The following is a 22,436-nucleotide window of genomic DNA, read 5'->3' on the forward strand; positions in this document are numbered from 1 at the left end:
AACGCAGGTCAGTAGTAGTACGGGAAGGCCGACCAGTCGGGGGAGCGCTTCTCCAGGAAGGAGTCGCGTCCCTCGACGGCCTCGTCCTGCATGTACGCCAGCCGGGTGGTTTCGCCGGCGAAGAGCTGCTGGCCGACCAGACCGTCGTCGGTCAGGTTGAACGCGTACTTGAGCATCCGCTGCGCCGTCGGCGACTTGCCGTTGATCGTCCACGCCCAGTCCAGCGCTTCGGCCTCGAGCTTCGCGTGCGGGACGGCGGAGTTGACCGCGCCCATCGCCTGCATCTGCTCGGCGGTGTACTCGCGGCCGAGGAAGAAGATCTCCCGCGCGAACTTCTGCCCGACCTGCTTGGCCAGGTACGCCGAGCCGTAGCCGCCGTCGAAGGAGCCGACGTCGGCGTCGGTCTGCTTGAACCGCGCGTGCTCGGCCGAGGCGAGCGTGAGGTCGCACACCACGTGCAGCGAGTGCCCGCCGCCCGCCGCCCATCCGGGGACCACGGCGATGACCACCTTCGGCATGAACCTGATCAGCCGCTGGACCTCGAGGATGTGCAACCGTCCGGCCCTGGCCGGATCGATCGTGTCGGAGGTCTCCCCGTCCGCGTACTGATACCCGGAGCGTCCGCGAATACGCTGGTCACCACCGGAGCAGAACGCCCAGCCGCCGTCCTTCGGTGACGGGCCGTTGCCGGTGAGCAGGACGCACCCGACGTCCGAGCTCATCCGCGCGTGGTCGAGCGCGCGGTACAGCTCGTCGACGGTGTGCGGGCGGAAGGCGTTGCGGACCTCGGGACGGTCGAACGCGACACGTACGACACGTTTGCCTGAGCGGCTCTCAGAGGAGCGGTGATAGGTGATGTCGGTGAAGTCGAAACCTTCGACTTCCGTCCACAAGGCGGGGTCGAACAGCTCGGAAACCTGGGCGTCATCCACGTTTGGGAGAATAGGACGTGTGGCCGTGAGTCGTAGTGTGAAACCCGAGGTCTGCCGGTGAATCCTTCCACCGCGCAGGCCAGGGTCATCGTCGACGAACTCGTCCGCAACACCGTCTCGCACGTCGTCCTCTGCCCGGGCTCACGCAACGCCCCGCTGTCGATCGCGCTGTACGACGCGGCGGCCGCCGGGCGCCTCCAGCTGCACGTCCGCATCGACGAGCGCGGTGCCGGTTTCCTCGCCCTCGGCATCGCCGCACGCACCGGCCGCCCCGTGGCGGTGCTGTGCACCTCGGGCACCGCGGCCGCGAACTTCCACCCCGCCGTGCTGGAGGCCGACCGCGCGGGGGTCCCGCTGATCGTGCTGACCGCCGACCGGCCGCCCGAGATGCGGGCCGCCGGCGCGAGCCAGGTCATCGACCAGCACCAGCTCTACGGCAACGCCGTCCGCTACTTCGACGAGCTCGCCGTCGCCGAACGCCGCGCCGGGCAGAACTCGTACTGGCGCGGCCAGATCTGCCGCGCCTGGAACGCCGCGTACGGCGAATGGCGCTGCGGGCCGGTGCACCTGAACATCCCGTTCCGGGAGCCGCTCGTGCCCGATGTCGATGATGACGGCGAGTGGTACGAGTCACTCGAAGGACGGCCCGACGGCGCTCGCTGGACCGAGCTTCCCGACTTCGGCGCGCTTCCCTCTTTTGTGGTGCCCTCGGCCCGCCACGGCCTGGTCATCGCTTGCGACACCGGCGTGCAGGCGGCCAGCGAATGGGCCGAACTGCACGGCTGGCCGGTCGTCTCCGAGACCGGCGGTATCGGGATGGCGGGCGCGACGGCGATCTCCTCGGGCGCGTGGCTGCTCGGCGTCGAGGAGTTCATCTCGCGGCACAAACCCGAACAGGTCCTGTGCATCGGGCGTCCGACGGTGTTCCGGCAGGTCCAGCGGGTGCTGTCCGATCCGGACGTCGAGGTGCTGCTGGTCCGGCCCGATTCGGACTGGCCCGCGCCCGCGCACAACGTCCGCCAGGTCGGCCAGTGGTTCGACGAGCCGACCAAACCGGCCGATCCGGAATGGCTGGCGAGCTGGCAGCGCGCGGACAAGGCGGCGTCGGGGGCGGTCACCGAAGCGCTGGCCGACGAGCCGTGGCCGAGCGGGCTGCGCCTGGCGACCGAGCTGGTCGACGCGGTCCCGGAAGGGTCGCTGCTGGTCGTCGGCTCGTCCAACCCGACCCGCGACGTCGCCCTCGCCGGACGGCTGCGGCCCGACGTCCTCGTGCACCGCAACCGCGGCGTCGCCGGGATCGACGGCATGGTGTCCACCGCGATCGGCGCCGCGACCGTCCACAGGGGACATTCGTACGCCCTGCTCGGCGACCTGACGTTCCTGCACGACGCGAGCGGCCTGCTGACCGGGCCCGCCGAACAGCGCCCCGACCTGACGATCGTGGTGCTCAACGACGACGGCGGCGGTATCTTCTCGCTGCTGGAGCAGGGCGCGCCCGAGCACAACGCCAGCTTCGAACGCGTCTTCGGCACGCCGCACGGGGCCGACCTCGGTGCCCTGTGCGCTGGCTACCGCGTTCCGCATGTCGTCGCCGAGACGCTCACCGAGTTCCGCGCGGCGCTCAAGCCCGCGCCGGGGCTGCGGGTGGTGGAGGTCCGCGTGGACCGAACGCGTCACCGCGAGCTGCACGCGCGCCTCCGTACGGCGGTTTCGTCGGCCGTGCGGGCTGTCTGAATCGATTCGCGCGCGCGCAGCGCGTCCGTTGAGGGCGGCGGCGGGGGCATGGATGGACGGATTCCAGAGGGTAGGAACCCCTCCTTCGGACGTGTCTCCGCGTCGATCGTCTGGCTACGTTCGAGCGCGCTGACAATTCCTGGGAGGATTCGCAATGCGCTTGAAGACTCGCGCCGGCTTCGCCGGATTGACCGCGGGCGTCGTCTCGGTGCTGCTCGCCGGCAGCGCGGCCGCCGCACCCGCGCCCGGCTCGATCGGCATCGGCGACCCGTACTACCCGCACGCCGGGAACGGCGGCTACGACGTCGGTCACTACGACCTCCGGCTGACCTACCAGCCCGCGACCGACCTGCTGTCCGGCGCCACGACGATCCTGCTCACCGCGACGCAGGACCTCTCGGCGTTCAACCTCGACTTCGGGCTGAAGGTGTCGAGCGTCCGCGTCAACAACCGGCCCGCGAAGTTCGCCACGTCGACCGACGGCACCGGTGAGCTGACCGTCACGCCGGCCTCGCCGCTGAAGAAGGGCCAGACGGCGACCGTCGTCGTCGCCTACGCGGACACGCCGTCGAAGGTGAAGATCGACGGCTTCACCGCCTGGAAGAAGACCCCGGACGGCGCGCTGGCCGTCGACGAGCCGCAGAGCGCGGCCTGGTGGTTCCCGTCCAACGACCACCCGACCGACCTGGCCACCTACGACGTCTCGGTCGAGGTCCCGAACGACGTCGTCGCGCTGTCGAACGGTACGCTCGTGCGCAAGACGGTGCAGCGGCCCGGCTGGACGCGCTGGAACTGGCGCAGCACCAAACCGCAGGCGACGTACCTCACGTCGCTGGAGGTCGGCAAGTTCGAGGTGAACGAGCAGACCACGCCGGACGGCAAGCCGTTCATCACCGCCTACGGGGCCGACCTCGGCGAATCGCTCGGCGCGGCCAAGGCCAGTATCGAGCGGACGCCGGAGATCACCGAATTCCTCGCTTCGAAGTTCGGGCCTTACCCGTTCGAGGCGCAGGGTGGTGTCGTCACCACCGGCATCTCCTTCGCGCTGGAGAACCAGACGCGGCCCGTGTACGGCGCCAGGGCCTTCCGGAGCGGCTCGAACACCTCGATCGTCGCGCACGAGCAGGCGCACCAGTGGTTCGGCGACAGCGTCACGCTCGGCAAGTGGAGTGAGATCTGGCTGAACGAGGGCTTCGCCTCCTATGGCGAGTTCCTGTGGTCGGAGGAGAGCGGCGAGGGCACGGCCGACGAACTCGCCCAGTACATCTACGACTCGGTGCCGGCCGAGGACCCGTTCTGGCAGGTCCTGCCCGCCGACCCGGGTGCCGAGAACCAGTTCGACGCGGCCGTCTACGACCGCGGCGCGCTCGCGGTGCACGCGTTGCGCAAGGCTGTGGGCGACGACACGTTCTTCCGCATCCTGCAGACCTGGCAGCAGGTGAAGAAGGCCAAGTCCGCGGTGATCCCGGAGTTCATCGCGCTGGCGGAGAGGATCTCGGGCAAGCCGCTGTACGACCTGTTCCAGACGTGGCTGTACACCAAGGGCAAGCCCGCGGTGGGCCCGAACGGTGTGCCTGCCGCGGCTCAGCGGGCCGCTGTGGCGCCGGTCGCGCCGAAGTCGTACCCGCAGATCAAGGCGACCCACGAATTCCTCGCCGAGCGACACGCCCACTGACGGGTAGCGATACGCTCGCGGCGTGACGGCCAAAACGGAGCGGGTGAGGCGCATCGGGTGGTATGCCGCCCTCGTTGTCGCCTCACTCGTCACCGTGCTCGGCGTCTCGCTGCAGTTCGCCGCCATCCGCAACGACAGCGCGATCGAAGCGCAGCTCGGGCAGGCGACGGCGCAGGTCGAGTCGGTGGCCTTCGACCGCACGATCATCAACTACGCGACCCCCGACGGCATCATGCACAGCCCGGCCAACGGCGTGCTCTATCCTTCCGGGCTGGCCGCCGGGCAGCTGGTGAACATCGAGTACGACGTCGGCGACCCGGAGCTCGCGCGAGTGGCCGGGCGCTCGGCGTCGAACACACTGCTGCCGCTGGGCAGCATGATCTTCTTCACCTGGCTGATCGCCGGCCCGCTGCTGTGGTGGATCCGGCGGCAACGGCTGGCCTACCGGCGCTCGCTCGCCGAGTCGTCCGTCTGATCACGCGAGTCGTCCACCCAATCACGCGTGTCGTCCGTCTGATCACGCGAGTTACGCGCCCAATCACGCGAGTTACGCCCTCAATCACGTGAGTTACGCCCCAGCCCCGCGGGCTCGCTGTGCGGAATCGGCGAACTCGCGTGATCAGAGGGCGAACTCGCGTGATTGAACGGCGAACTCGCGTGATTGGAGGCGTAACTCACGTGATTGGGGGGCGAACTCAGCCCACCGACTCCTGCCACCAGCCCAGGACCTCGTCGGCCACCCCCGGCGCCGCCACCAGCAGCGCGTCGACGGGCAGGGCCGCACCTTCCCCGTGCCGGTCCAGGACCACGGCACCCGCCTCGATGGCCAGCGCGACCGATCCGGCGACGTCCCATTCGCGGTAACTGTGCAGCACCGCGGCGGCCGCGTGCCCCAGCGCGACCTGCGCGATCGCCAGCGCCGCCGAGCCGAGCACCCGGACCCCGGCGTGCGCGGCGGCGGCCCGTTCGATGAACTGGCCCATCCCCGGCCAGACACCCTTGCGCGTGAGTTCCGTGCAGACGATCGCGCCGGCGGTCCCGCACCGGTCGGTGAGCGTGATCGGTTTGCCGTTCGCCCGCGCGCCGCGGCCGCGCGCGGCGGCGTAGATCTGGGCGCGGTACGGGTCCGCGACCACGCCCACCACCGGGCCGGAAGCGTCGATCAGGGCGAGGCTGTACGCGCACCACGGGACACCGGCGACGTAGTTCGCGGTCCCGTCGACCGGGTCGACCACCCAGCGGTATTCGGCGACGTCGGCACCGTGGTCGGCGCCGAATTCACCGCCGACGACGGGGATACCGGGGAATTCCGCGGTGAGCACGCGCCGGGTGTGGCGTTCGAGGATCCGGTCCGTGTCGGTGACCCAGTCGAAGGGCGAGTCCTTCGGACCGGGCTGGGCACCCCGGCCCGCGGTCGCGGTGATCACGTCGGTCGCGTCGTTGGCCAGCCGCCCGGCCACTTCGAGGGCCCTCGACACCAGCCCGGGCTCGACGGGCTGAGGCGGCCTAGACGACAGGAGGGTCATGCCTGACTAGTGTGGCCGAGCCTGGTTTACGGAACACGACCTTGAGATGACATGTCGTCTGTTCCGTTTTTGTTGGCGTGGGTGTCACAACCGGATGCGACAGTGATCCGCGTGCGAGTCGCGATAGTCACCGAAAGTTTCCTGCCCCAGGTGAACGGCGTGACCAACTCCGTGCTCCGCGTCGTGGAACACCTCCGCGACCGCGCGCACGACGTGCTGATCATCGCCCCGGGGCCGGGTCCCGTGGAGTACCTCGGCGCCCCGGTCGTGCGCATTCCCGCCCTCGACTTCCCCGGCGTGAACTCCCTCCCGGTCGGCGTGCCGACGAGGACGGTGCTCACCGCCTTGGCCGATTTCGGGCCGGACGTGGTGCATCTGGCGTCGCCGTTCGTGGTCGGCGCCCGCGGGCTCGCCGCGGCCCGGCGGCTGCGGGTGCCGTGCGTCGCGGTGTACCAGACCGACATCGCCGGTTTCGCCGCCGCGTACGGCTTCGGTATCGCCGCCCGCGCGGCCTGGCGCTGGGTGCGCCGCCTGCACTCGCGGGCCGACCGCACGCTCGCGCCGTCGACGGATTCGGTGGATCAGCTGAAACTGCACGGGATCCCGCGGGTGCACCGCTGGGCGCGCGGCGTCGACATCGAGCGGTTCTCGCCGGTGCACGCCGACCCCGCGTTGCGGGCCGAGCTGGCGCCGAACGGCGAACTGCTGGTCGGTTTCGTCGGCAGGCTCGCGCCCGAGAAGGAGGTCGAGCGGCTGACCGCGCTCGCCGGGGTCGACGGGATCCGCGTGGTCGTCGTGGGGGACGGGCCGGAGCTGCCGATGCTGCGTGAACGGATCCCGGGCGCGGCGTTCCTCGGCGCCCGGTACGGAGAGGAGCTCTCCGCCGCCTACGCGAGCCTCGACGTGTTCGTCCACACAGGACCGCACGAGACGTTCTGCCAGGCCATCCAGGAGGCGATGGCATCCGGGCTGCCGGTGCTGGCGCCGAACGCGGGCGGCCCGAAGGATCTGGTCCTGCCCGGCCGCACCGGGTACCTGCTGCCCGCGGACCGCGCCGGATTCGCGACGGCGCTGGTGGACAAGGTGAACGATCTGCGCGACGAAGCACTCCGGGCCCGGCTGGGGGAGAAGGCGCGCAAGGTCGTACTGGGTCGGACCTGGCCCGCGGTCTGTCACGAACTGGTCGGCCACTACGAGGCCGTCCAGGGCAAAGTCGCTCGCGCGGCCTGAAATGCAGCGGCCGGGAAGAGACCGGGCACAAGGCGGGCTCGAGATGCATATAGTCCAGCTGGCCAACTTCTACGGACCACGCTCGGGCGGGCTCCGCACGGCCTTGCACCACCTCGGCGCCGGGTACGTGGCGAGCGGCCATCAGGTGACCCTCGTGGTGCCTGGACGGCGCTACGCGGACGAGACGCTGCCCTCGGGAGTCCGCCGGTTTTCTCTTCCGGCACCGCAGATCCCGGGTACCGGCGGCTATCGCGCGGTCGATCCGCACCGGGTTCGCGCGGTGCTGGAACGCCTGGAGCCGGACAGGCTCGAAGTGTCCGACAGGCTGACCCTGCGCGGCATGGGCGTCTGGGCGCGGCGCAACGGCGTGCCCAGCATGGTGATCTCGCACGAGCGGCTGGACCGGCTCCTGGAGCAGTTCCTGATGCCGGAGCCGGTCGCGCGGCGCGTCGCGGACGTCGCGAACCGTCGGATGGCGCGGCGCTACGACACGGTCGTCTGCACGACGGCGTTCGCCCGCGCGGAGTTCGACCGGATCGCCGCGCCGAACGTGCGGCGCGTCCCGCTCGGTGTCGATCTCACGACCTTCGCCCCGGCCCGGCGCGACGACGGCTGGCGGCACACGCTGACCGGGAACGCGGACGCGCTGATCGTCCACTGTGGACGCCTGTCGCCGGAGAAGCACGTCGAGCGCAGCGTGGACACCGTCGCCGAGCTGACCGAGGCGGGGCACCGCGTGCGGCTCGTGATCGCCGGTGACGGCCCCCGGCGGCGTGCGCTGGAGCGGCGGGCGCGCGGGCTTCCGGTGACCTTCCTCGGCTTCCTGACCGGACGCGGCGACGTCGCCCGCCTGCTGGCCAGCGCCGACGTCTCCCTCGCGCCCGGTCCACACGAGACGTTCGGGCTGGCCGCGCTGGAGGCGCTCGCTTCGGGCACGCCGGTGGTGGTCTCGGCGTCGTCGGCGCTGCGGGAGATCGTGCGCCCAGGCTGCGGTGAGGCCGTCGACGACCTCGCTCCGGCGTTCGCGGGTGCCGTCACCGGTCTGCTGGAGAGTCCCGAGGACGCGAGGCGGGCGGCGGCGCGGGCGCGAGCGGAGGAATTCGCCTGGCCGCGGTCGGTGCGGGGAATGCTCTCCGCACTCGCTTGATCACTTTGTATCTCTTTTGTACAACCGGCATTCATCGTCCCCTCACGCCATCGAGCGAGAGGACGGCACGTGAGGTTCGAAGTACTGGGCACGTTCAGCATCTCTTCCGGATCGCGGTCGGTCCCGCTGCACGGCCGGATGAGGAGAACGCTCCTCGGCGTGCTGCTGGTCCGCGCGAACACCTTCGTCCCGGTGAACGTGCTCACCGAGGCGCTGTGGGACAGCAAGTGGGAGCCGCGGGCGGTGCCGAAGCTGCACTGGCACGTCCACAAGCTGCGGCAGGCCCTGCCCGAAAGCGACCGGCTCGGTTTCGACAACGGCGGCTACCGGCTGGAGGTCCACCCCGGCGAACTCGACGTCGAAACCTTCGAGACGCTGGCGGGCCAGGCGCTGAAGTCCGCGGACCCCGCGCAGCGCGCCTCGCTGATCCGGCAGGCCCTCACGCACTGGCACGGCGCGCCCTACGAAGGCCTCGACGTCCCGCTGCTCGCGGACGAGACGATGCGGCTCTCGGAGCACCGGCTGGTCCTGCTCGAAGAGCTCTACCAGGCAGAACTGGACCTCGGGCGGCACGCGAGCGCGGCCGTCGAGCTGGCGGATCTGGTGCGGCGGAACCCGTTGCGGCAGCGTGCCCAGTACCTCCTGATGGACGCTCTTTGGCGAGCCGGGCGCACGTCCGACGCGCTGGCGGCGTACCGGCGTGCGCGCCGGGTCTCGGTCGACCAGCTCGGCCTCGAACCCGGGCCGGAACTGCGGATGCTGGAGCGGAGGATCCTCGCCGGCGAGGTCGCGGGGGCCGGTGCGCACCGTGCCCCGGCGTTGCTTCACCGGGCCAGGTGAACCTACGGCGCGTCGCTTTGCTCCCGCTTGGCCGACGTGTCTCAGCGCGGGCGAGTTAGTGTTCCGGGTATGTCCCGAGCGAGTCTTGACAAGGATCCGCACGAAGTCGCCGCCATGTTCGACGACGTCGCGGACGGCTACGACCGCGCGAATTCGTTCATGACCTTCGGCTTCGACCGCCGCTGGCGGACCATCACCGGCCGGGTGCTGGACGCCAAACGCGGCGAGAAGGTGCTGGACCTCGCGGCGGGCACCGGCGTGTCCACCGTCGAGTACGCACGCAACGGCGCGTGGTGTCTCGCGGCGGACTTCTCGGTCGGCATGCTCAAGGCGGGCAAGCACCGCGGCGTCCCGATGGTGGCCGCGGACGCGATGAAGCTGCCGTTCGCCGACGAGAGCTTCGACGCGGTGACCATCTCGCTCGCGCTGCGGAACTTCGTCGACACCAAGGCCGCGCTCACGGAGATCGCGCGCGTGGTCAAACCGGGCGGCCGTCTGGTGATCTGCGAGGTGTCGACGCCCACATTCCCGCCGATCCGGTTCCTGCACCGGAAGTTCATCGCGAAGCTGCTCACCTGGGTCGGCGCGAGGACCTCGTCGAACCCCGAGGCCTACTCCTACCTGGCCGAATCCATGCTGGCGTGGCCGGATCAGCGGACGCTCGGGGAGATCATCGCGAGCGCCGGGTGGACCGAGGTGGAGTGGCTGAACCTCACGTTCGGCGTCGTCGCCATCCACCGCGCGAAAAAGCCCTCCGTAAACTCGCGGCCATGACACGTCGCAACGCAGACCACGACGCCGAGGTCATCGTCGTCGGTGCCGGACCGGCCGGCTCCACCGCCGCCACGTACCTCGCCCGCGCGGGCGTCGACGTGCTGCTGCTGGAGAAGACCGAGTTCCCGCGCGAGAAGGTGTGCGGCGACGGTCTGACCCCGCGCGGCGTCAAGCAGCTCATCGACCTGGGGATCGACACCAGCGAGGACGCGGGCTGGGTGCACAGCCGCGGCCTGCGGATCCTCACCGGCGAGCTCACGCTGGAGCTCGACTGGCCGGATCTGACCAGCTACCCGCCGTACGGCGTTTCGCGGACCCGCCAGGACTTCGACGACCTGCTCGCGAAGACCGCGGTCAAGGCGGGTGCGCGGCTCTACGAGCGCACCACCGTCACCGGCGCCATCACCAGCCCGACCGGCCGCGTGATCGGTGTCGAGGCGAAGGTCGGCCCGGAGAAGACCCCGGTGAGCTACCGGGCTCCGCTGGTCCTGGCCTGCGACGGCGTCTCCGCGCGGCTCGCGCTGAGCGTCGGGATCCAGAAGAACGAGAAGCGCCCGATGGGCGTCGCGGTGCGGCAGTACTACAAGAGCCCGCGCCACGACGACCCGTTCATCGAGGGCCACCTGGAGCTGTGGGACCGCTCGGACCCGCGCGACCCCAAGCTGCTGCCCGGCTACGGCTGGGCGTTCCCGCTGGGCGACGGGACGGTGAACGTCGGCCTCGGCATGCTGTCGACGTCGGCCGCGTTCCGTAGCACCGACTACCGCGCGCTGCTGCGCCAGTGGCTCGACGGGACGCCCGAGGAATGGGGCTACCGCGAGGAGAACGCCATCGGCAAGGTCGGCGGCGCCGGTCTCCCGATGGGCTTCAACCGCACCCCGCACTACCGCGACGGCCTGTTGCTGCTCGGCGACGCCGGCGGCATGGTCAGCCCGTTCAACGGCGAGGGCATCTCGGCCGCGATGGAGTCCGCGCAGCTGGCGTCGGAGTTCGTCGTGCAGGCGCTGGCGCGCCGCGAAGGCCCTTCGCGTGAGCGGGCGCTGGAGGGCTACCCGCGCGCCGTCGCGGAGCTGATGGGCGGCTACTACCGGCTCGGCAACGTGTTCGCGAAGCTGATCGGGAAGCCGAAGGTCATGCACGCCGCGACGAAGTACGGGCTGCGGATCAACTCGATCCTTCCGTTGGTGTACAAGGGACTTTCGGGCTGCTACGACGCCAAGGGCGGGGACGGCGTCGACCGCCTCATCGCCGCTCTGGCCCGCGCCACCCCCTCCCCGCGCTGACGCTTCCCCTCCGCTGACGCCACGCATTTCGTCCTCTCGATGCGGTAGTTCGCGTTCGGAACTACCGCATCGAGAGGACGAAATGCGGTGGGCCAGGGGCCGTGACCACACGTCTGGACCAGTCACGGGTACTCCAGGCAGTGGTATCGGTCACAGGACATATGTGGTCAAACAGCCCTCTGAAGCCGATCTTGGGAACGACGTCGCAGGTCATCGGTACCGCACGCCGGAAGTAACCGTACTGGCCGTGCGGCCAAGTTAGGGCAGCCTTATAGCACGGGGCCTAGGGACAAGAATGTGAGTCACGTCCTACACTCGGCCCATGCTTTGTGAATCGCTTCACATCCTCGACGGGAGGCTTGTGAACTATTTCACAAGCAAGGGGGCCGTCATGCACGGCCCGTAAGGGTTGCCTTACCCCCGGCGGTGTGACCCAGGTGACTTAGGGTGCCGACCGAGGGAAGCGGTGAACCCCGACTCGAAAACCGCAGCGGCGCGGAAAGGATGGCGAAAACCCCGTGCTGATGTTGCCCGTGCTGACCCAGGCAGGTACTCCCGCAGTACCCAACCTGGACATGTACCTCCCCCTGGTCCTCTTGTTCGTCCTCGCGCTCGGCTTCGCGGTGCTCTCGGTGCTGCTCGGCCCGCTCGTCGGCCCGAGCCGCGCCAACAAGGCGAAGCTCGCGGCCTACGAATGCGGTATCGAACCGTCGCCGCAGCCGGTCGTCGGCGGCGGCCGGATGCCGGTCGCGTACTACATCACCGCGATGCTGTTCATCCTGTTCGACATCGAGATGGTCTTCCTCTACCCGTTCGCGGTCTCCGCGGACGCGCTGGGCATGTTCGGCCTGGTGGAGATCGTGCTGTTCATCGCGACGGTCGGTTTCGCGTACGCCTACGTGTGGCGTCGCGGCGGCCTGGATTGGAACTAGAGAAGCATGGGCCTCGAAGAAAAACTCCCCAACGGCATCCTGCTCGCCAGCCTTGAAGGCCTGGTCAACTGGGCGCGCAAGAACTCGATGTGGCCCGCCACCTTCGGTCTCGCCTGCTGCGCGATCGAGATGATGACCGTCGGCGGTTCCCGCTACGACATCGCGCGTTTCGGCATGGAGCGCTTCAGCGCGACGCCGCGCCAGGCGGATCTGATGATCGTCGCCGGCCGCGTCACGCAGAAGATGGCGCCGGTGCTCCGCCAGATCTACGACCAGATGGCCGAGCCCAAGTGGGTGCTGGCGATGGGCGTCTGCGCCTCGTCCGGCGGGATGTTCAACAACTACGCCGTGGTGCAGGGCGTCGACCACATCGTCCCGGTCGACATGTACCTCCCCGGCTGCCCGCCGCGCCCCGAAATGCTGCTCGACGCGATCCTGAAGCTGCACGCCAAGATCCAGGACGAGCCGATCAACGCCCGCCGGGCCGCGATCCGCGCCGCCAGCGGTGAGCGCACCGAGCTGATCGCCTCCTCGATCAAGTACGCGAAGAAGTGAGCGACGTGCCCGAAGACAACACTCCCGAAGTCCCCGAGACGGGCGGCGAGCAGTCCAGCGCCGACCGGCCCGAAGGCGGTCTCGAACCGCAGGGCACCCGGCCGGCCGAGCCGGTCGTCACCGGTAAAGAGCGCCAGGGCATGTTCGGCGTCCGCGGCACGGGTGACACCTCCGGTTACGGCGGCGTCCGCCTTCCCGCGTACAGCCCGCCCCCGGCGGAGCGCCCGTACGGCGGCTGGTTCGACGAGTTCGCCGACGAGTTCTACGCGGCCTTGGCGGACAACAAGATCCCGGCGAACGCGATCCTGCAGACGACGGTCGACCGCGGCGAGATCACCTTCTACGTCTCCCGCGAGCACCTCGTCGAGATCGCCAAGGTCCTGCGCGACGACGCGGGTCTGCGCTTCGAACTGCTCAGCTCGGTGTCCGGCGTGGACTACGGCGTCGACGTCCCGCAGCGGCTGCACTCGGTCTACCACTTCACGTCGATGACCTACCGCCGCCGCATCCGGCTGGAGGTCACGCTCGACATCGAAGACCCGCACGTCCCGTCGCTGGTCGGGGTCTACCCGACCGCCGACTGGCAGGAGCGGGAGACCTGGGACATGTTCGGCATCGTCTACGACGGGCACCCCGCGCTCACCCGCATCCTCATGCCGGACGACTGGGACGGCCACCCCCAGCGCAAGGACTACCCGCTCGGCGGGATCCCGGTCGAATACAAGGGCGCGGAGATCCCGCCGCCGGACCAGCGGAGGTCTTACTCGTGAGCACCGAATTCCAGGAGACGGAAGTTCCCGAAGCCGACTCCCGCGACACGACCGAAGGCCGCGTCTACACCGTTTCCGGCGGTGACTGGGAAGACCTCATCGAGGACTCCCGCCACGACGAGCGCATGGTCATCAACATGGGCCCGCAGCACCCGTCGACGCACGGCGTGCTCCGGCTCGTGCTGGAGATGGAGGGCGAGACCGTCACCCAGCTCCGCTCGGTCATCGGCTACCTGCACACCGGGATCGAGAAGAACTGCGAGTACCGCACGTGGACCCAGGGCGTCACCTTCGTGACGCGCATGGACTACCTCGCCCCGCTGTCGACCGAGATGGCGTACTGCCTCGGCGTCGAGAAGCTGCTCGGCATCCAGGCCCCGCGCCGCGCCGAGCTGCTGCGCGTGATGCTGCTGGAGATCAACCGCATCGGTTCGCACCTGGTCTACATCGCCACCGGCGGTATGGAACTCGGTGCCACCACGGCGATGACGCTCGGTTTCCGTGAGCGCGAAGAGGTCCTGCACCTGCTGGAGCACCTCACCGGTCTCCGGATGAACCACGCGTTCATCCGCCCCGGCGGCCTCGCGCAGGACATGCCGGACGACTACCAAGAGGTGGTCAGCGCGTTCGTCAAGACGATGGACGAGCGGCTTCCCTTGTACGACAAGCTCTTCACCGGTCAGCCGATCTGGCGCAACCGGCTCAAGGGCGTCGGGTACCTGCCGGTCGACGCGTGCCTCGCGCTCGGTGTCACCGGCCCGGTGCTGCGCAGCGCCGGTCTGCCGTGGGACATGCGCAAGACCGAGCCGTACTCCCGCTACGACGAGTTCGAGTTCGACATCCCGACCTCGACCGACGCGGACTGCTGGGCGCGGTACCTGCTGCGTGTCGAGGAGATGCACCAGAGCCTGCGGATCATCAAGCAGTGCCTGAAGAAGCTCGAGCCGGGCCCGGTCATGGTCGAGGACAAGAAGGTCGCCTGGCCGGCGCAGCTTTCGATCGGCAGCGACGGCATGGGCAACTCGCTCGAGCACGTCCGCAAGATCATGGGCCAGTCGATGGAATCGCTGATCCATCACTTCAAGCTGGTCACCGAGGGCTTCAAGGTCCCGCCGGGCCAGACCTACACCTCCGTGGAATCGCCGCGCGGCGAACTCGGCGTGCACCTGGTCTCCGACGGCGGCACCAGGCCGCTGCGGGTCCACGTGCGCGAACCGAGCTTCGTGAACCTGCAGTCGATGCCCGCGATGGCCGAAGGCGGCCTGGTGGCCGACGTGATCGCCGCCATCGCCTCGATCGACCCCGTCATGGGGGGAGTGGACCGTTGAGCACCCAGCCCGAAACGACACCCACGCCCGAGCCCGGCACCAGCCTGGCCGAGCAGACCCATATCGCCGCCGGTGGTGACGTCGACGTGATCGCGATCGCGCCGGATCCCGCCGAGGCGGAGGGGATCCTGGAGAACGCGAAGCTCGAAGACATCTTCGACGCCGACACCTACGCCAAGGCCCAGAACCTGATCTCGCGGTACCCGCAGTCGCGGTCGGCGCTGCTGCCGATGCTGCACCTGGTGCAGTCGGTGCAGGGTTACGTGAGCCAGGAGGGCATCGCCTTCTGCGCGCAGAACCTGGACCTTTCCGACGCCGAGGTCAGCGCGGTCGCGACGTTCTACACCATGTACAAGCGCCGCCCGTGCGGCGAGCACTTGGTCAGCGTGTGCACGAACACCCTGTGCGCGGCCATGGGCGGCGACGCGATCTACAAGAAGCTCCAGACACACCTCGGTTCCGAGGAAAAGCCGTTGGGGCACAACGAGACCGCGGGTACGCCGAACGAGCCCGGCTCGATCACGCTGGAGCACGCCGAATGTCTCGCGGCCTGTGACCTCGCCCCGGTCATCCAGGTCAACTACGAGTACTTCGACAACCAGACCGAGGACAAGGCCGTCGCGCTGGTCGACGCGTTGCAGGCGGGCAAGAAGCCGGCTCCGACGCGCGGCGCGCCGCTGACGAACTTCAAGGGCGCCGAACTGCAGCTCGCCGGGTTCTTCCCGGAGGACGCGCAGCAGTACCGCACGGACGTCGACGGTCCTTCGCAGGCCGTCGAAACCCTGCGGGGAGCGCAGGTCGCGCAGGACCGCGGCTGGACCGCGCCCGCGATGAAGGACGTTCCGCTTCCGGCTGTGCCATCGAAAGCAGGGGAGACGAAGTAATGGCCGATCCCATCACTCCGGTCCTCACGAAGCGCTGGCTTTCGCCCAACTCCTGGACGATCCAGTCCTACGAAGCCCTCGAGGGCTACACCGCGATCCGCAAGGCGCTCAAGGCCACTCCCGAGCAGATCGTCCAGCTGGTCAAGGACTCCGGCCTCCGCGGCCGTGGCGGCGCGGGCTTCCCGGCGGGCATCAAGTGGTCCTTCATGCCCCCGAACGAGGACAAGCCGCACTACCTCGTCATCAACGCCGACGAGGGCGAGCCGGGCACCTGCAAGGACATCCCGCTGATGATGGCGGACCCGCACTCGCTGATCGAGGGCTGCATCATCGCCTCGTACGCGATGCGCTCGCACCACTGCTTCATCTACGTCCGCGGCGAGGCGCTGCACTGCATCCGCCGTCTCAACGCGGCCGTGCGCGAGGCGTACGAAGCGGGCTACCTCGGCAAGAACATCCTCGACTCCGGATTCGACCTCGACATCACCGTGCACGCGGGCGCCGGGGCGTACATCTGCGGCGAGGAGACGGCGCTGCTGGACTCGCTGGAGGGCCGTCGCGGCCAGCCGCGGCTCAAGCCGCCGTTCCCGGCCGCCGCGGGTCTCTACGCCGCGCCGACCACGGTGAACAACGTCGAGACCATCGCGAGCGCGCCGTACATCGTCAACGGTGGTTCGGACTGGTTCCGCCAGATGGGCCGCGAGAAGTCGCCCGGCCCGAAGATCTACTCGATCTCCGGCCACGTCGAGAAGCCCGGCCAGTACGAATGCCCGCTCGGCACCACGCTGCGCGAGCTGCTCGACATGGCGGGCGGCATGAAGGACGGCATCCCGCTGAAGTTCTGGACGCCGGGTGGTTCGTCCACGCCGATGTTCACCGCGGAGCACCTCGATGTTCCGCTGGACTTCGAGGGCGCGGCGGAAGCCGGGTCGATGCTGGGCACGACGGCCGTGCAGGTCTTCAACGAGACCGTTTCCGTGCCGTGGGCCGTGATGAAGTGGACGCAGTTCTACGAGCACGAGTCCTGCGGCAAGTGCACGCCGTGCCGCGAGGGCACGTACTGGCTGGCGCAGATCCTGGAGCGCATGGTCGAGGGCCACGGCACCGAGGAGGACATCGACACCCTGCTCGACGTCTGCGACAACATCCTCGGCCGCTCGTTCTGCGCCCTCGGCGACGGCGCGGTCTCGCCGATCCAGAGCGGGATCAAGTACTTCCGCGAGGAATTCCTCGCACTGTGTGAAACCAACAAGCGCGAACTGGTGGGGGCGCAGGCATGACGATCGCACCCGACAAGCCGGGAACGTCCACAGAGGACACCCCGGTCCCCGAAGGCCACGTCAAGCTGGTCATCGACGGTGAAGAGGTCATCGCGCCCAAGGGCGAGCTGCTGATCCGCACCGCCGAACGGCTCGGCACGGTCATCCCGCGCTTCTGCGACCACCCGCTGCTCGACCCGGCGGGCGCCTGCCGCCAGTGCCTGGTCGAGGTCGAAATGGGCGGCCGTCCGATGCCGAAGCCGCAGGCCTCGTGCACCATGACGGTCGCCGACGGCATGGTCGTTAAGACCCAGCTGACCTCGGCCGTCGCGGACAAGGCCCAGCAGGGTGTGATGGAGCTGCTACTCATCAACCACCCGCTGGACTGCCCGATCTGCGACAAGGGCGGCGAATGCCCGCTGCAGAACCAGGCGCTCGCGCACGGCCGCGCGGACTCCCGCTTCGTCGACACGAAGCGGACGTTCCCGAAGCCGCTGCCGATCTCCTCGCAGGTCCTGCTGGACCGCGAGCGTTGCGTGCTCTGCCAGCGCTGCACCCGGTTCTCCCGCGAGATCGCCGGCGACCCGTTCATCGAGCTGCTCGAACGCGGTGCCCACCAGCAGATCGGCACATCGGCGACCGCGGACCTGCTTACCCTGGCTTCCCGCACCACTGTGTCTGATGCCGCCTCAGCGGGAGAACTTACTTCGGCGGGCGGTCAGCCGTTCCAGTCGTACTTCTCCGGCAACGTCATCCAGATCTGCCCGGTCGGCGCGCTGACGTCGGCCGCGTACCGGTTCCGTTCGCGGCCGTTCGACCTGGTGTCCTCGCCGAGCGTGTGCGAGCACTGCTCGTCCGGCTGCGCCGAGCGGACCGACTTCCGCCGCGGCAAGGTCATGCGGAAGCTCGCGGGCGACGACCCCGAGGTCAACGAAGAGTGGATCTGCGACAAGGGCCGCTTCGCCTTCCGTTATGCCACGGCTGATGACCGCATCCGTCGTCCGCTGATCCGCAACGCCGACGGCGTGCTCGAAGAGGCCTCCTGGACCGACGCGCTGCGCGCGGCCGCGGCGGGGCTCGCCGAGGCACGCGACGGCAAGGGCGCCGCGGTGCTGACCGGCGGCAGGTTGACTGTCGAGGACGCCTACGCGTACTCGAAGTTCGCGCGGATCGCCCTGGGCACCAACGACATCGACTTCCGGGCCCGCCCGCACTCGGCCGAGGAGCTGGGCTTCCTCGCGTCGCACGTCGTCGGGACGACGCCGGAAAGCGGCGTCACCTTCCGCGAGATCGAGCGGGCGCGCACGGTGCTGTGCGTCGCGTTCGAGCCGGAGGACGAAGCGCCGATCGTGTTCCTGCGGCTGCGCAAGGCGGCCCGCAAGAACCGCACCCGCGTCGTCCACTTGGGACAGTGGACCACCTCGTCGGTCCGCAAGACCTTCGGCGAGCTGCTGGCCTGCGCGCCGGGCTCCGAGGCCGCCGCGATCGACGGGATCGCGCAGCACGCGCAGGACGTCGACCAGGCGCTGGCCTCGGAAGGTGCCGTGATCCTCGTGGGCGAGCGTGCCGCCGAGGTCCCGGGCCTGTTCTCGGCCCTGCACCGGCTGGTGGAGCGCACCGGCGCCCGGCTCGCGTGGATCCCGCGTCGCGCGGGTGAACGCGGTGCCCTGGCGGCGGGCGCGGCGCCGACGTTGCTGCCCGGTGGCCGCTCGGTCACCGACGCCGAGGCTCGCGCCGAGATCGAAAAGGCTTGGGGCGTCACGCTTCCCGCCACGGAGGGGCGCGACACCACCGCCATCCTGAAGGCCGCTTCCGGCAACGACCTCGACGGCCTGCTGGTCGGCGGCGTCGACCCGGACGACCTGCCGGACCCGGACCTGGCCCGCCGCGCGCTCCAGAACGCGAAGTTCGTGGTGAGCCTGGAACTGCGGCACAGCGGGGTCACCGAGCACGCCGACGTCGTCCTCCCGATCGCCCCGGCGGTCGAGAAGGCGGGCAGCTACCTGAACTGGGAAGGCCGCCGCCGCGAGTTCGCCGTCACCCTCGAAGGCACCGGCGCCCTGCCGGACTGCCGGGTGCTCGACACCCTCGCCGTCGAGATGGACGCGGACATCTTCACCCAGACCCCGGCCGCTTCGGCCGCCGACTTGGCGAAGCTGCCCGGCAAGACCGAGCCCGCGACCTTCGAGCCGGTGGCCGCGGCCGCCGCCGCGAGCGCGGGGAGCGGCAAGGTCCTCCTCGCCACCTGGCGGCAGCTGATCGACAACGGTTCGCTGCAGGACGGCGAGCCGCACCTCAAGGGCACGCAGCGCGAGGTCGTCGCCAAGCTCTCGGCGAAGACCGCCGAAGGCTTGGGCAAGACCGTGAAGGTCTCCACCGAACGCGGTTCCATCACGTTGCCGATCGAGGTCGCGGACCTGCCGGACGGCGTCGTGTGGCTCCCGGGCAACTCCGACGGCTCGGCCGTCCGCGCTTCCCTGAGCGCGGGACACGGTTCGGCCGTCACCCTCACCGGAGGTGAGAAGTGACTCCGTTGCTCAGCCAGATGCCGGACGCCGCCGAGCGGGCGGCGCTGCTGGCCGACGACCCGTTGTGGCTGATCCTGATCAAGACGGTCGTCATCCTGCTGATCGGCCCGATCCTGACGATCTTCCTGATCGTCTGGGAGCGCAAGGCGGTCGGCCGGATGCAGAACCGTCCCGGCCCCAACCGGGTCGGGCCCGGCGGGTACCTGCAGTCCCTGGCGGACGCGATCAAGCTGCCGTTCAAGGAACAGATCATCCCGGACACCGCCGACCGCAAGGTGTACTTCCTCGCGCCGGTGATCTCCGCGGTGCCGGCGCTGATCGCGCTGGCGGCGATCCCGTTCGGCCCCGCCGTCTCGATCTTCGGTGAGTGGACCACCCTTCAGCTGGTCGATCTGCCGGTCGGCGTGCTGGTGATCCTGGCCTGCTCCTCGATCGGCGTGTACGGCCTCGTGCTGGCCGGCTGGTCGTCCGGGTCCCCGTATCCGCTGCTCGGTGGACTGCGAAGCGCGGCCCAGGTGATCTCCTACGAGATCGCGATCGGCATGTCCATCGTGGGCGTCATCCTCTACTCGGGCTCGATGCAGATGTCGACGATCGTCGAGTCGCAGCAGAGCGGCTGGTACTTCTACCTGCTGCTGCCGAGTTTCGTGATCTTCCTGATCTCCATGGTCGGCGAGACCAACCGTGCTCCGTTCGACCTTCCCGAAGCCGAATCCGAGCTGGTCGGCGGTTTCCACACCGAGTACAGCTCGATGAAGTTCGCGATGTTCTTCCTCGCCGAGTACGTCAACATGGTGATCGTTTCGGCGGCGGCGACCACGTTCTTCCTCGGTGGCTGGAAGTTCCCGTTCGTCGGTGCCGACCACGCGCTCAACCAGGGCTGGCTCCCGCTGATCTGGTTCTTCGCCAAGCTGTTCATCCTGCTGTTCGGCTTCATCTGGCTGCGCGGCACGCTGCCCCGGCTGCGGTACGACCAGTTCATGCGGCTGGGCTGGAAGGTGCTCGTCCCGGTCAACCTGCTCTGGATCGTCGTGATCGTCACGGTCCGCGCGATCAAGAACTCGGGCGGCCTGTCCACCCCGCAGATCCTCATCGGTGGCGGCGCGCTCATCGTCTTCGTCGTCCTGCTGAGCTTCCTGATCCCGGACAAGAAGATCCCGGACGACGACTATGTCCCGGTGACCGGCGGCGGGTTCCCGGTGCCGCCGCTCGACCTGCAGGTTCCGGAGAAGACTCCGCGTCAGAAGGCCCTCGCGAAGGCCGAAGCCCGGGCTGCCAAGCGCAAGCCCGCGGCGGTTTCCAGTGGAAGGGAGGCCGGCGATGGGGATGTTTGATCCCATCAAGGGTTTCGGTGTCACCTTCGGCATGATGTTCAAGAAGGTCGCCACCGAGGAGTACCCGGAGGCGGGCGCCCCCGCGGCTCCGCGCTATCACGGCAGGCACCAGCTCAACCGGCATCCGGACGGGCTGGAGAAATGCGTCGGCTGCGAGCTGTGCGCGTGGGCCTGCCCGGCGGACGCGATCTTCGTCGAAGGCGGCGACAACACCGAAGAGGCACGTTTTTCGCCCGGCGAGCGGTACGGCGCCGACTACCAGATCAACTACCTGCGCTGCATCGGCTGCGGGTTGTGCGTCGAGGCCTGCCCGACCCGGTCCCTGACGATGATCAACTTCTACGAGCTGGCCGACGACGACCGGCAGCGGTTGATCTACACCAAGGAAGACCTCCTCGCGCCCCTGCTGCCCGGCATGGAGCAGCCACCGCATCCGATGCGGCTGGGCGACAACGAGCAGGACTACTACGTCAACGGCCCCGAGCTGGCGCGGAAGCCCGCTGAGAGCACGGAGGCCGTCCAGTGATCACGGCATCACTCGCTCAAGTGGACGTCTCCGCCGGAATCACCACCGGCGAGACCATCGCCTTCTGGGTGCTCGGCCCGCTCACGGTGCTCGGCGCGCTCGGCATGGTCTTTTCCCGGAACGCCGTGCACTCGGCGCTGTGGCTGGTCCTCACAATGTTGAGTCTCGGCGCGCTGTACATGATCCAGCAGGCGCCGTTCCTCGGCTTCGTGCAGATCATCGTCTACACCGGCGCGATCATGATGCTGTTCCTGTTCGTGCTGATGCTGGTCGGCCGGGAGAGTTCGGACTCGGTCGTCGAAGTGCTGCGCGGACAGCGGGTCATGGCGGCCCTGCTGGGCATCGGCGTCGGCGGGCTGCTCGCCGCCGGCCTGGCCCGCGCGCTGGCCAACGTCACCCCGGCGATGCCGCTCGACCCGGCCACGCTCGACGGTGGTGGCCCCGGCGGGCTGGGACGGCTGATCTTCACCAAGTACCTGTTCCCGTTCGAGCTCACCTCGGCGCTGCTGATCACCGCCGCGCTCGGCGCGATGGTGCTCGCGTTCACCGACCGGCACGCCAAGGGCGGCAAGAAGAACCAGAAGGAACTCGTCGTCGACCGGTTCACCGGCAAGCACGACCGGCCTTCGCCGCTGCCCGGCCCGGGTGTCTTCGCCACGGCCAACTCGGTCGCCACCCCGGCGCTGCTGCCCGACGGTTCGATCGCCGGGGAGTCGCTCTCGGAGATCATCGAGTCGACTTCGGCCGCACAGCTGGAAACCGAACAGAAGCAGGTGGCGGGGACGGACGAGGGTCCCGACGCGCACGCTCTGGTCGGCAAGCCTGAAGGGGAGAAGGAATGACCCCGACGTACTACCTGCTCCTGTCCGCGCTGCTGTTCGCCATCGGCGCGGTCGGGGTGCTGGTGCGCCGCAACGCGATCGTCGTGTTCATGTGCATCGAGCTGATGCTCAACTCGGTGAACCTGTCCCTGGTCACGTTCGCCCGGATCAACGGGTCGCTGGACGGCCAGGTGATGGCGTTCTTCGTGATGGTCGTCGCCGCCGCGGAGGTCGTGGTGGGGCTCGCGATCATCATGGCGATCTTCCGCACCCGGCGCTCGGCCTCGGTCGACGACACCAACCTGCTGAAGTACTAGGAGTGCCACCTCATCCCCGCCGCCCACCCTTGTTGGACGCG

21 protein-coding genes are annotated in these 22,436 nt (G+C 69.2%); 19 read left to right on the top strand and 2 right to left on the bottom strand.

The annotated features are described in order from the left end of the window. Window positions 1-8: 8 nt before the first annotated feature. Entirely contained in the window at window positions 9-932 is a 924-nt protein-coding gene (locus tag ACZ3HL_RS19540; RefSeq protein ID WP_465415614.1) for a 1,4-dihydroxy-2-naphthoyl-CoA synthase, read from the bottom strand. Window positions 933-989: 57 nt separating this feature from the next. On the opposite strand from ACZ3HL_RS19540, the gene menD reads away from it, so the two are divergent. The 3 genes from menD (at window position 990) to ACZ3HL_RS19555 (ending at window position 4,816) form a co-directional block, all read left to right on the top strand. Continuing rightward, the gene (gene menD / locus ACZ3HL_RS19545) at window positions 990-2,666 is read left to right on the top strand and encodes a 2-succinyl-5-enolpyruvyl-6-hydroxy-3-cyclohexene-1-carboxylic-acid synthase (protein ID WP_465415612.1); all 1,677 of its coding nucleotides are present in this window, start codon (window positions 990-992) and stop codon (window positions 2,664-2,666) included. A 154-nt stretch (window positions 2,667-2,820) separates the two neighbouring features. After that, complete coding sequence (locus ACZ3HL_RS19550; protein WP_465532644.1) at window positions 2,821-4,341, top strand: M1 family metallopeptidase; 1,521 nt, start codon at window positions 2,821-2,823, stop codon at window positions 4,339-4,341. Window positions 4,342-4,363: 22 nt separating this feature from the next. Beyond that, entirely contained in the window at window positions 4,364-4,816 is a 453-nt protein-coding gene (locus tag ACZ3HL_RS19555) for a DUF3592 domain-containing protein (RefSeq protein ID WP_465532646.1), read from the top strand. 220 nt (window positions 4,817-5,036) lie between these two features. Here ACZ3HL_RS19555 and ACZ3HL_RS19560 read toward each other — a convergent pair whose 3' ends face one another. After that, window positions 5,037-5,867 carry an inositol monophosphatase family protein gene (locus ACZ3HL_RS19560; RefSeq protein ID WP_465415605.1) on the bottom strand — a complete coding sequence of 277 codons (831 nt, stop codon included), beginning with the start codon at window positions 5,865-5,867 and terminating at the stop codon, window positions 5,037-5,039. Window positions 5,868-5,978: 111 nt separating this feature from the next. On the opposite strand from ACZ3HL_RS19560, the gene ACZ3HL_RS19565 reads away from it, so the two are divergent. The 16 genes from ACZ3HL_RS19565 to nuoK all read left to right on the top strand — a co-directional run bounded on the left by ACZ3HL_RS19565 (window position 5,979) and on the right by nuoK (window position 22,395). Continuing rightward, window positions 5,979-7,097, top strand: a complete 1,119-nt coding sequence (locus tag ACZ3HL_RS19565; protein WP_321183380.1) for a glycosyltransferase family 1 protein — start codon at window positions 5,979-5,981, stop codon at window positions 7,095-7,097. Between the two features lie 43 nt (window positions 7,098-7,140). Next, complete coding sequence (locus ACZ3HL_RS19570) at window positions 7,141-8,244, top strand: glycosyltransferase family 4 protein (protein ID WP_465532648.1); 1,104 nt, start codon at window positions 7,141-7,143, stop codon at window positions 8,242-8,244. A 69-nt stretch (window positions 8,245-8,313) separates the two neighbouring features. Then, window positions 8,314-9,084, top strand: coding sequence for an AfsR/SARP family transcriptional regulator (locus ACZ3HL_RS19575; RefSeq protein ID WP_465532650.1), 771 nt, complete (start codon window positions 8,314-8,316; stop codon window positions 9,082-9,084). 69 nt (window positions 9,085-9,153) lie between these two features. Beyond that, complete coding sequence (locus tag ACZ3HL_RS19580; protein WP_125678879.1) at window positions 9,154-9,858, top strand: demethylmenaquinone methyltransferase; 705 nt, start codon at window positions 9,154-9,156, stop codon at window positions 9,856-9,858. Continuing rightward, window positions 9,855-11,141 (top strand): geranylgeranyl reductase family protein, encoded by a 1,287-nt coding sequence (locus ACZ3HL_RS19585; RefSeq protein WP_034310672.1) that lies wholly within the window; start codon window positions 9,855-9,857, stop codon window positions 11,139-11,141. Before ACZ3HL_RS19580 ends, ACZ3HL_RS19585 begins: the two co-directional genes overlap by 4 nt. 524 nt (window positions 11,142-11,665) lie before the next feature. Next, on the top strand, window positions 11,666-12,073 hold the full coding sequence (locus ACZ3HL_RS19590; RefSeq protein WP_465415911.1) for an NADH-quinone oxidoreductase subunit A: 408 nt from the start codon (window positions 11,666-11,668) through the stop codon (window positions 12,071-12,073). A 6-nt stretch (window positions 12,074-12,079) separates the two neighbouring features. After that, a complete protein-coding gene (locus ACZ3HL_RS19595) occupies window positions 12,080-12,628 on the top strand; it encodes a NuoB/complex I 20 kDa subunit family protein (protein ID WP_005151847.1) in 549 nt (182 codons plus the stop codon). A gap of 5 nt (window positions 12,629-12,633) precedes the next feature. Continuing rightward, complete coding sequence (locus tag ACZ3HL_RS19600) at window positions 12,634-13,398, top strand: NADH-quinone oxidoreductase subunit C (protein ID WP_465415596.1); 765 nt, start codon at window positions 12,634-12,636, stop codon at window positions 13,396-13,398. After that, on the top strand, window positions 13,395-14,726 hold the full coding sequence (locus ACZ3HL_RS19605) for an NADH-quinone oxidoreductase subunit D (protein WP_465415594.1): 1,332 nt from the start codon (window positions 13,395-13,397) through the stop codon (window positions 14,724-14,726). Before ACZ3HL_RS19600 ends, ACZ3HL_RS19605 begins: the two co-directional genes overlap by 4 nt. After that, window positions 14,723-15,610, top strand: a complete 888-nt coding sequence (gene nuoE, locus ACZ3HL_RS19610) for an NADH-quinone oxidoreductase subunit NuoE (protein WP_465532652.1) — start codon at window positions 14,723-14,725, stop codon at window positions 15,608-15,610. Before ACZ3HL_RS19605 ends, nuoE begins: the two co-directional genes overlap by 4 nt. Continuing rightward, complete coding sequence (gene nuoF, locus ACZ3HL_RS19615; protein ID WP_126733248.1) at window positions 15,610-16,890, top strand: NADH-quinone oxidoreductase subunit NuoF; 1,281 nt, start codon at window positions 15,610-15,612, stop codon at window positions 16,888-16,890. The genes nuoE and nuoF overlap by 1 nt, the downstream gene beginning before the upstream one ends. Then, the gene (locus ACZ3HL_RS19620; RefSeq protein WP_465532654.1) at window positions 16,887-19,397 is read left to right on the top strand and encodes an NADH-quinone oxidoreductase subunit G; all 2,511 of its coding nucleotides are present in this window, start codon (window positions 16,887-16,889) and stop codon (window positions 19,395-19,397) included. The genes nuoF and ACZ3HL_RS19620 overlap by 4 nt, the downstream gene beginning before the upstream one ends. After that, window positions 19,394-20,731, top strand: a complete 1,338-nt coding sequence (gene nuoH, locus ACZ3HL_RS19625) for an NADH-quinone oxidoreductase subunit NuoH (RefSeq protein ID WP_465532656.1) — start codon at window positions 19,394-19,396, stop codon at window positions 20,729-20,731. The genes ACZ3HL_RS19620 and nuoH overlap by 4 nt, the downstream gene beginning before the upstream one ends. Further along, complete coding sequence (gene nuoI / locus ACZ3HL_RS19630) at window positions 20,718-21,257, top strand: NADH-quinone oxidoreductase subunit NuoI (RefSeq protein ID WP_125788710.1); 540 nt, start codon at window positions 20,718-20,720, stop codon at window positions 21,255-21,257. The genes nuoH and nuoI overlap by 14 nt, the downstream gene beginning before the upstream one ends. After that, window positions 21,254-22,099, top strand: a complete 846-nt coding sequence (locus tag ACZ3HL_RS19635; RefSeq protein WP_465415583.1) for an NADH-quinone oxidoreductase subunit J — start codon at window positions 21,254-21,256, stop codon at window positions 22,097-22,099. Before nuoI ends, ACZ3HL_RS19635 begins: the two co-directional genes overlap by 4 nt. Beyond that, window positions 22,096-22,395 (top strand): NADH-quinone oxidoreductase subunit NuoK, encoded by a 300-nt coding sequence (nuoK, locus tag ACZ3HL_RS19640; protein WP_465415581.1) that lies wholly within the window; start codon window positions 22,096-22,098, stop codon window positions 22,393-22,395. The genes ACZ3HL_RS19635 and nuoK overlap by 4 nt, the downstream gene beginning before the upstream one ends. Window positions 22,396-22,436: the final 41 nt, after the last annotated feature.

Source organism: Amycolatopsis sp. NPDC000009 (genome assembly GCF_055563465.1).

Bases quoted from the DNA above. Each gene is read 5' to 3' on its own strand.
- ACZ3HL_RS19550 (WP_465532644.1), top strand. From the start codon at position 2,821: ATGCGCTTGAAGACTCGCGCCGGCTTCGCCGGATTGACCGCGGGCGTC.
- ACZ3HL_RS19560 (WP_465415605.1), bottom strand. From the start codon at position 5,867: ATGACCCTCCTGTCGTCTAGGCCGCCTCAGCCCGTCGAGCCCGGGCTG.
- ACZ3HL_RS19570 (WP_465532648.1), top strand. From the start codon at position 7,141: ATGCATATAGTCCAGCTGGCCAACTTCTACGGACCACGCTCGGGCGGG.
- ACZ3HL_RS19580 (WP_125678879.1), top strand. From the start codon at position 9,154: ATGTCCCGAGCGAGTCTTGACAAGGATCCGCACGAAGTCGCCGCCATG.
- ACZ3HL_RS19585 (WP_034310672.1), top strand. From the start codon at position 9,855: ATGACACGTCGCAACGCAGACCACGACGCCGAGGTCATCGTCGTCGGT.
- ACZ3HL_RS19590 (WP_465415911.1), top strand. From the start codon at position 11,666: ATGTTGCCCGTGCTGACCCAGGCAGGTACTCCCGCAGTACCCAACCTG.
- ACZ3HL_RS19595 (WP_005151847.1), top strand. From the start codon at position 12,080: ATGGGCCTCGAAGAAAAACTCCCCAACGGCATCCTGCTCGCCAGCCTT.
- nuoF (WP_126733248.1), top strand. From the start codon at position 15,610: ATGGCCGATCCCATCACTCCGGTCCTCACGAAGCGCTGGCTTTCGCCC.
- ACZ3HL_RS19620 (WP_465532654.1), top strand. From the start codon at position 16,887: ATGACGATCGCACCCGACAAGCCGGGAACGTCCACAGAGGACACCCCG.
- nuoI (WP_125788710.1), top strand. From the start codon at position 20,718: ATGGGGATGTTTGATCCCATCAAGGGTTTCGGTGTCACCTTCGGCATG.
- nuoK (WP_465415581.1), top strand. From the start codon at position 22,096: ATGACCCCGACGTACTACCTGCTCCTGTCCGCGCTGCTGTTCGCCATC.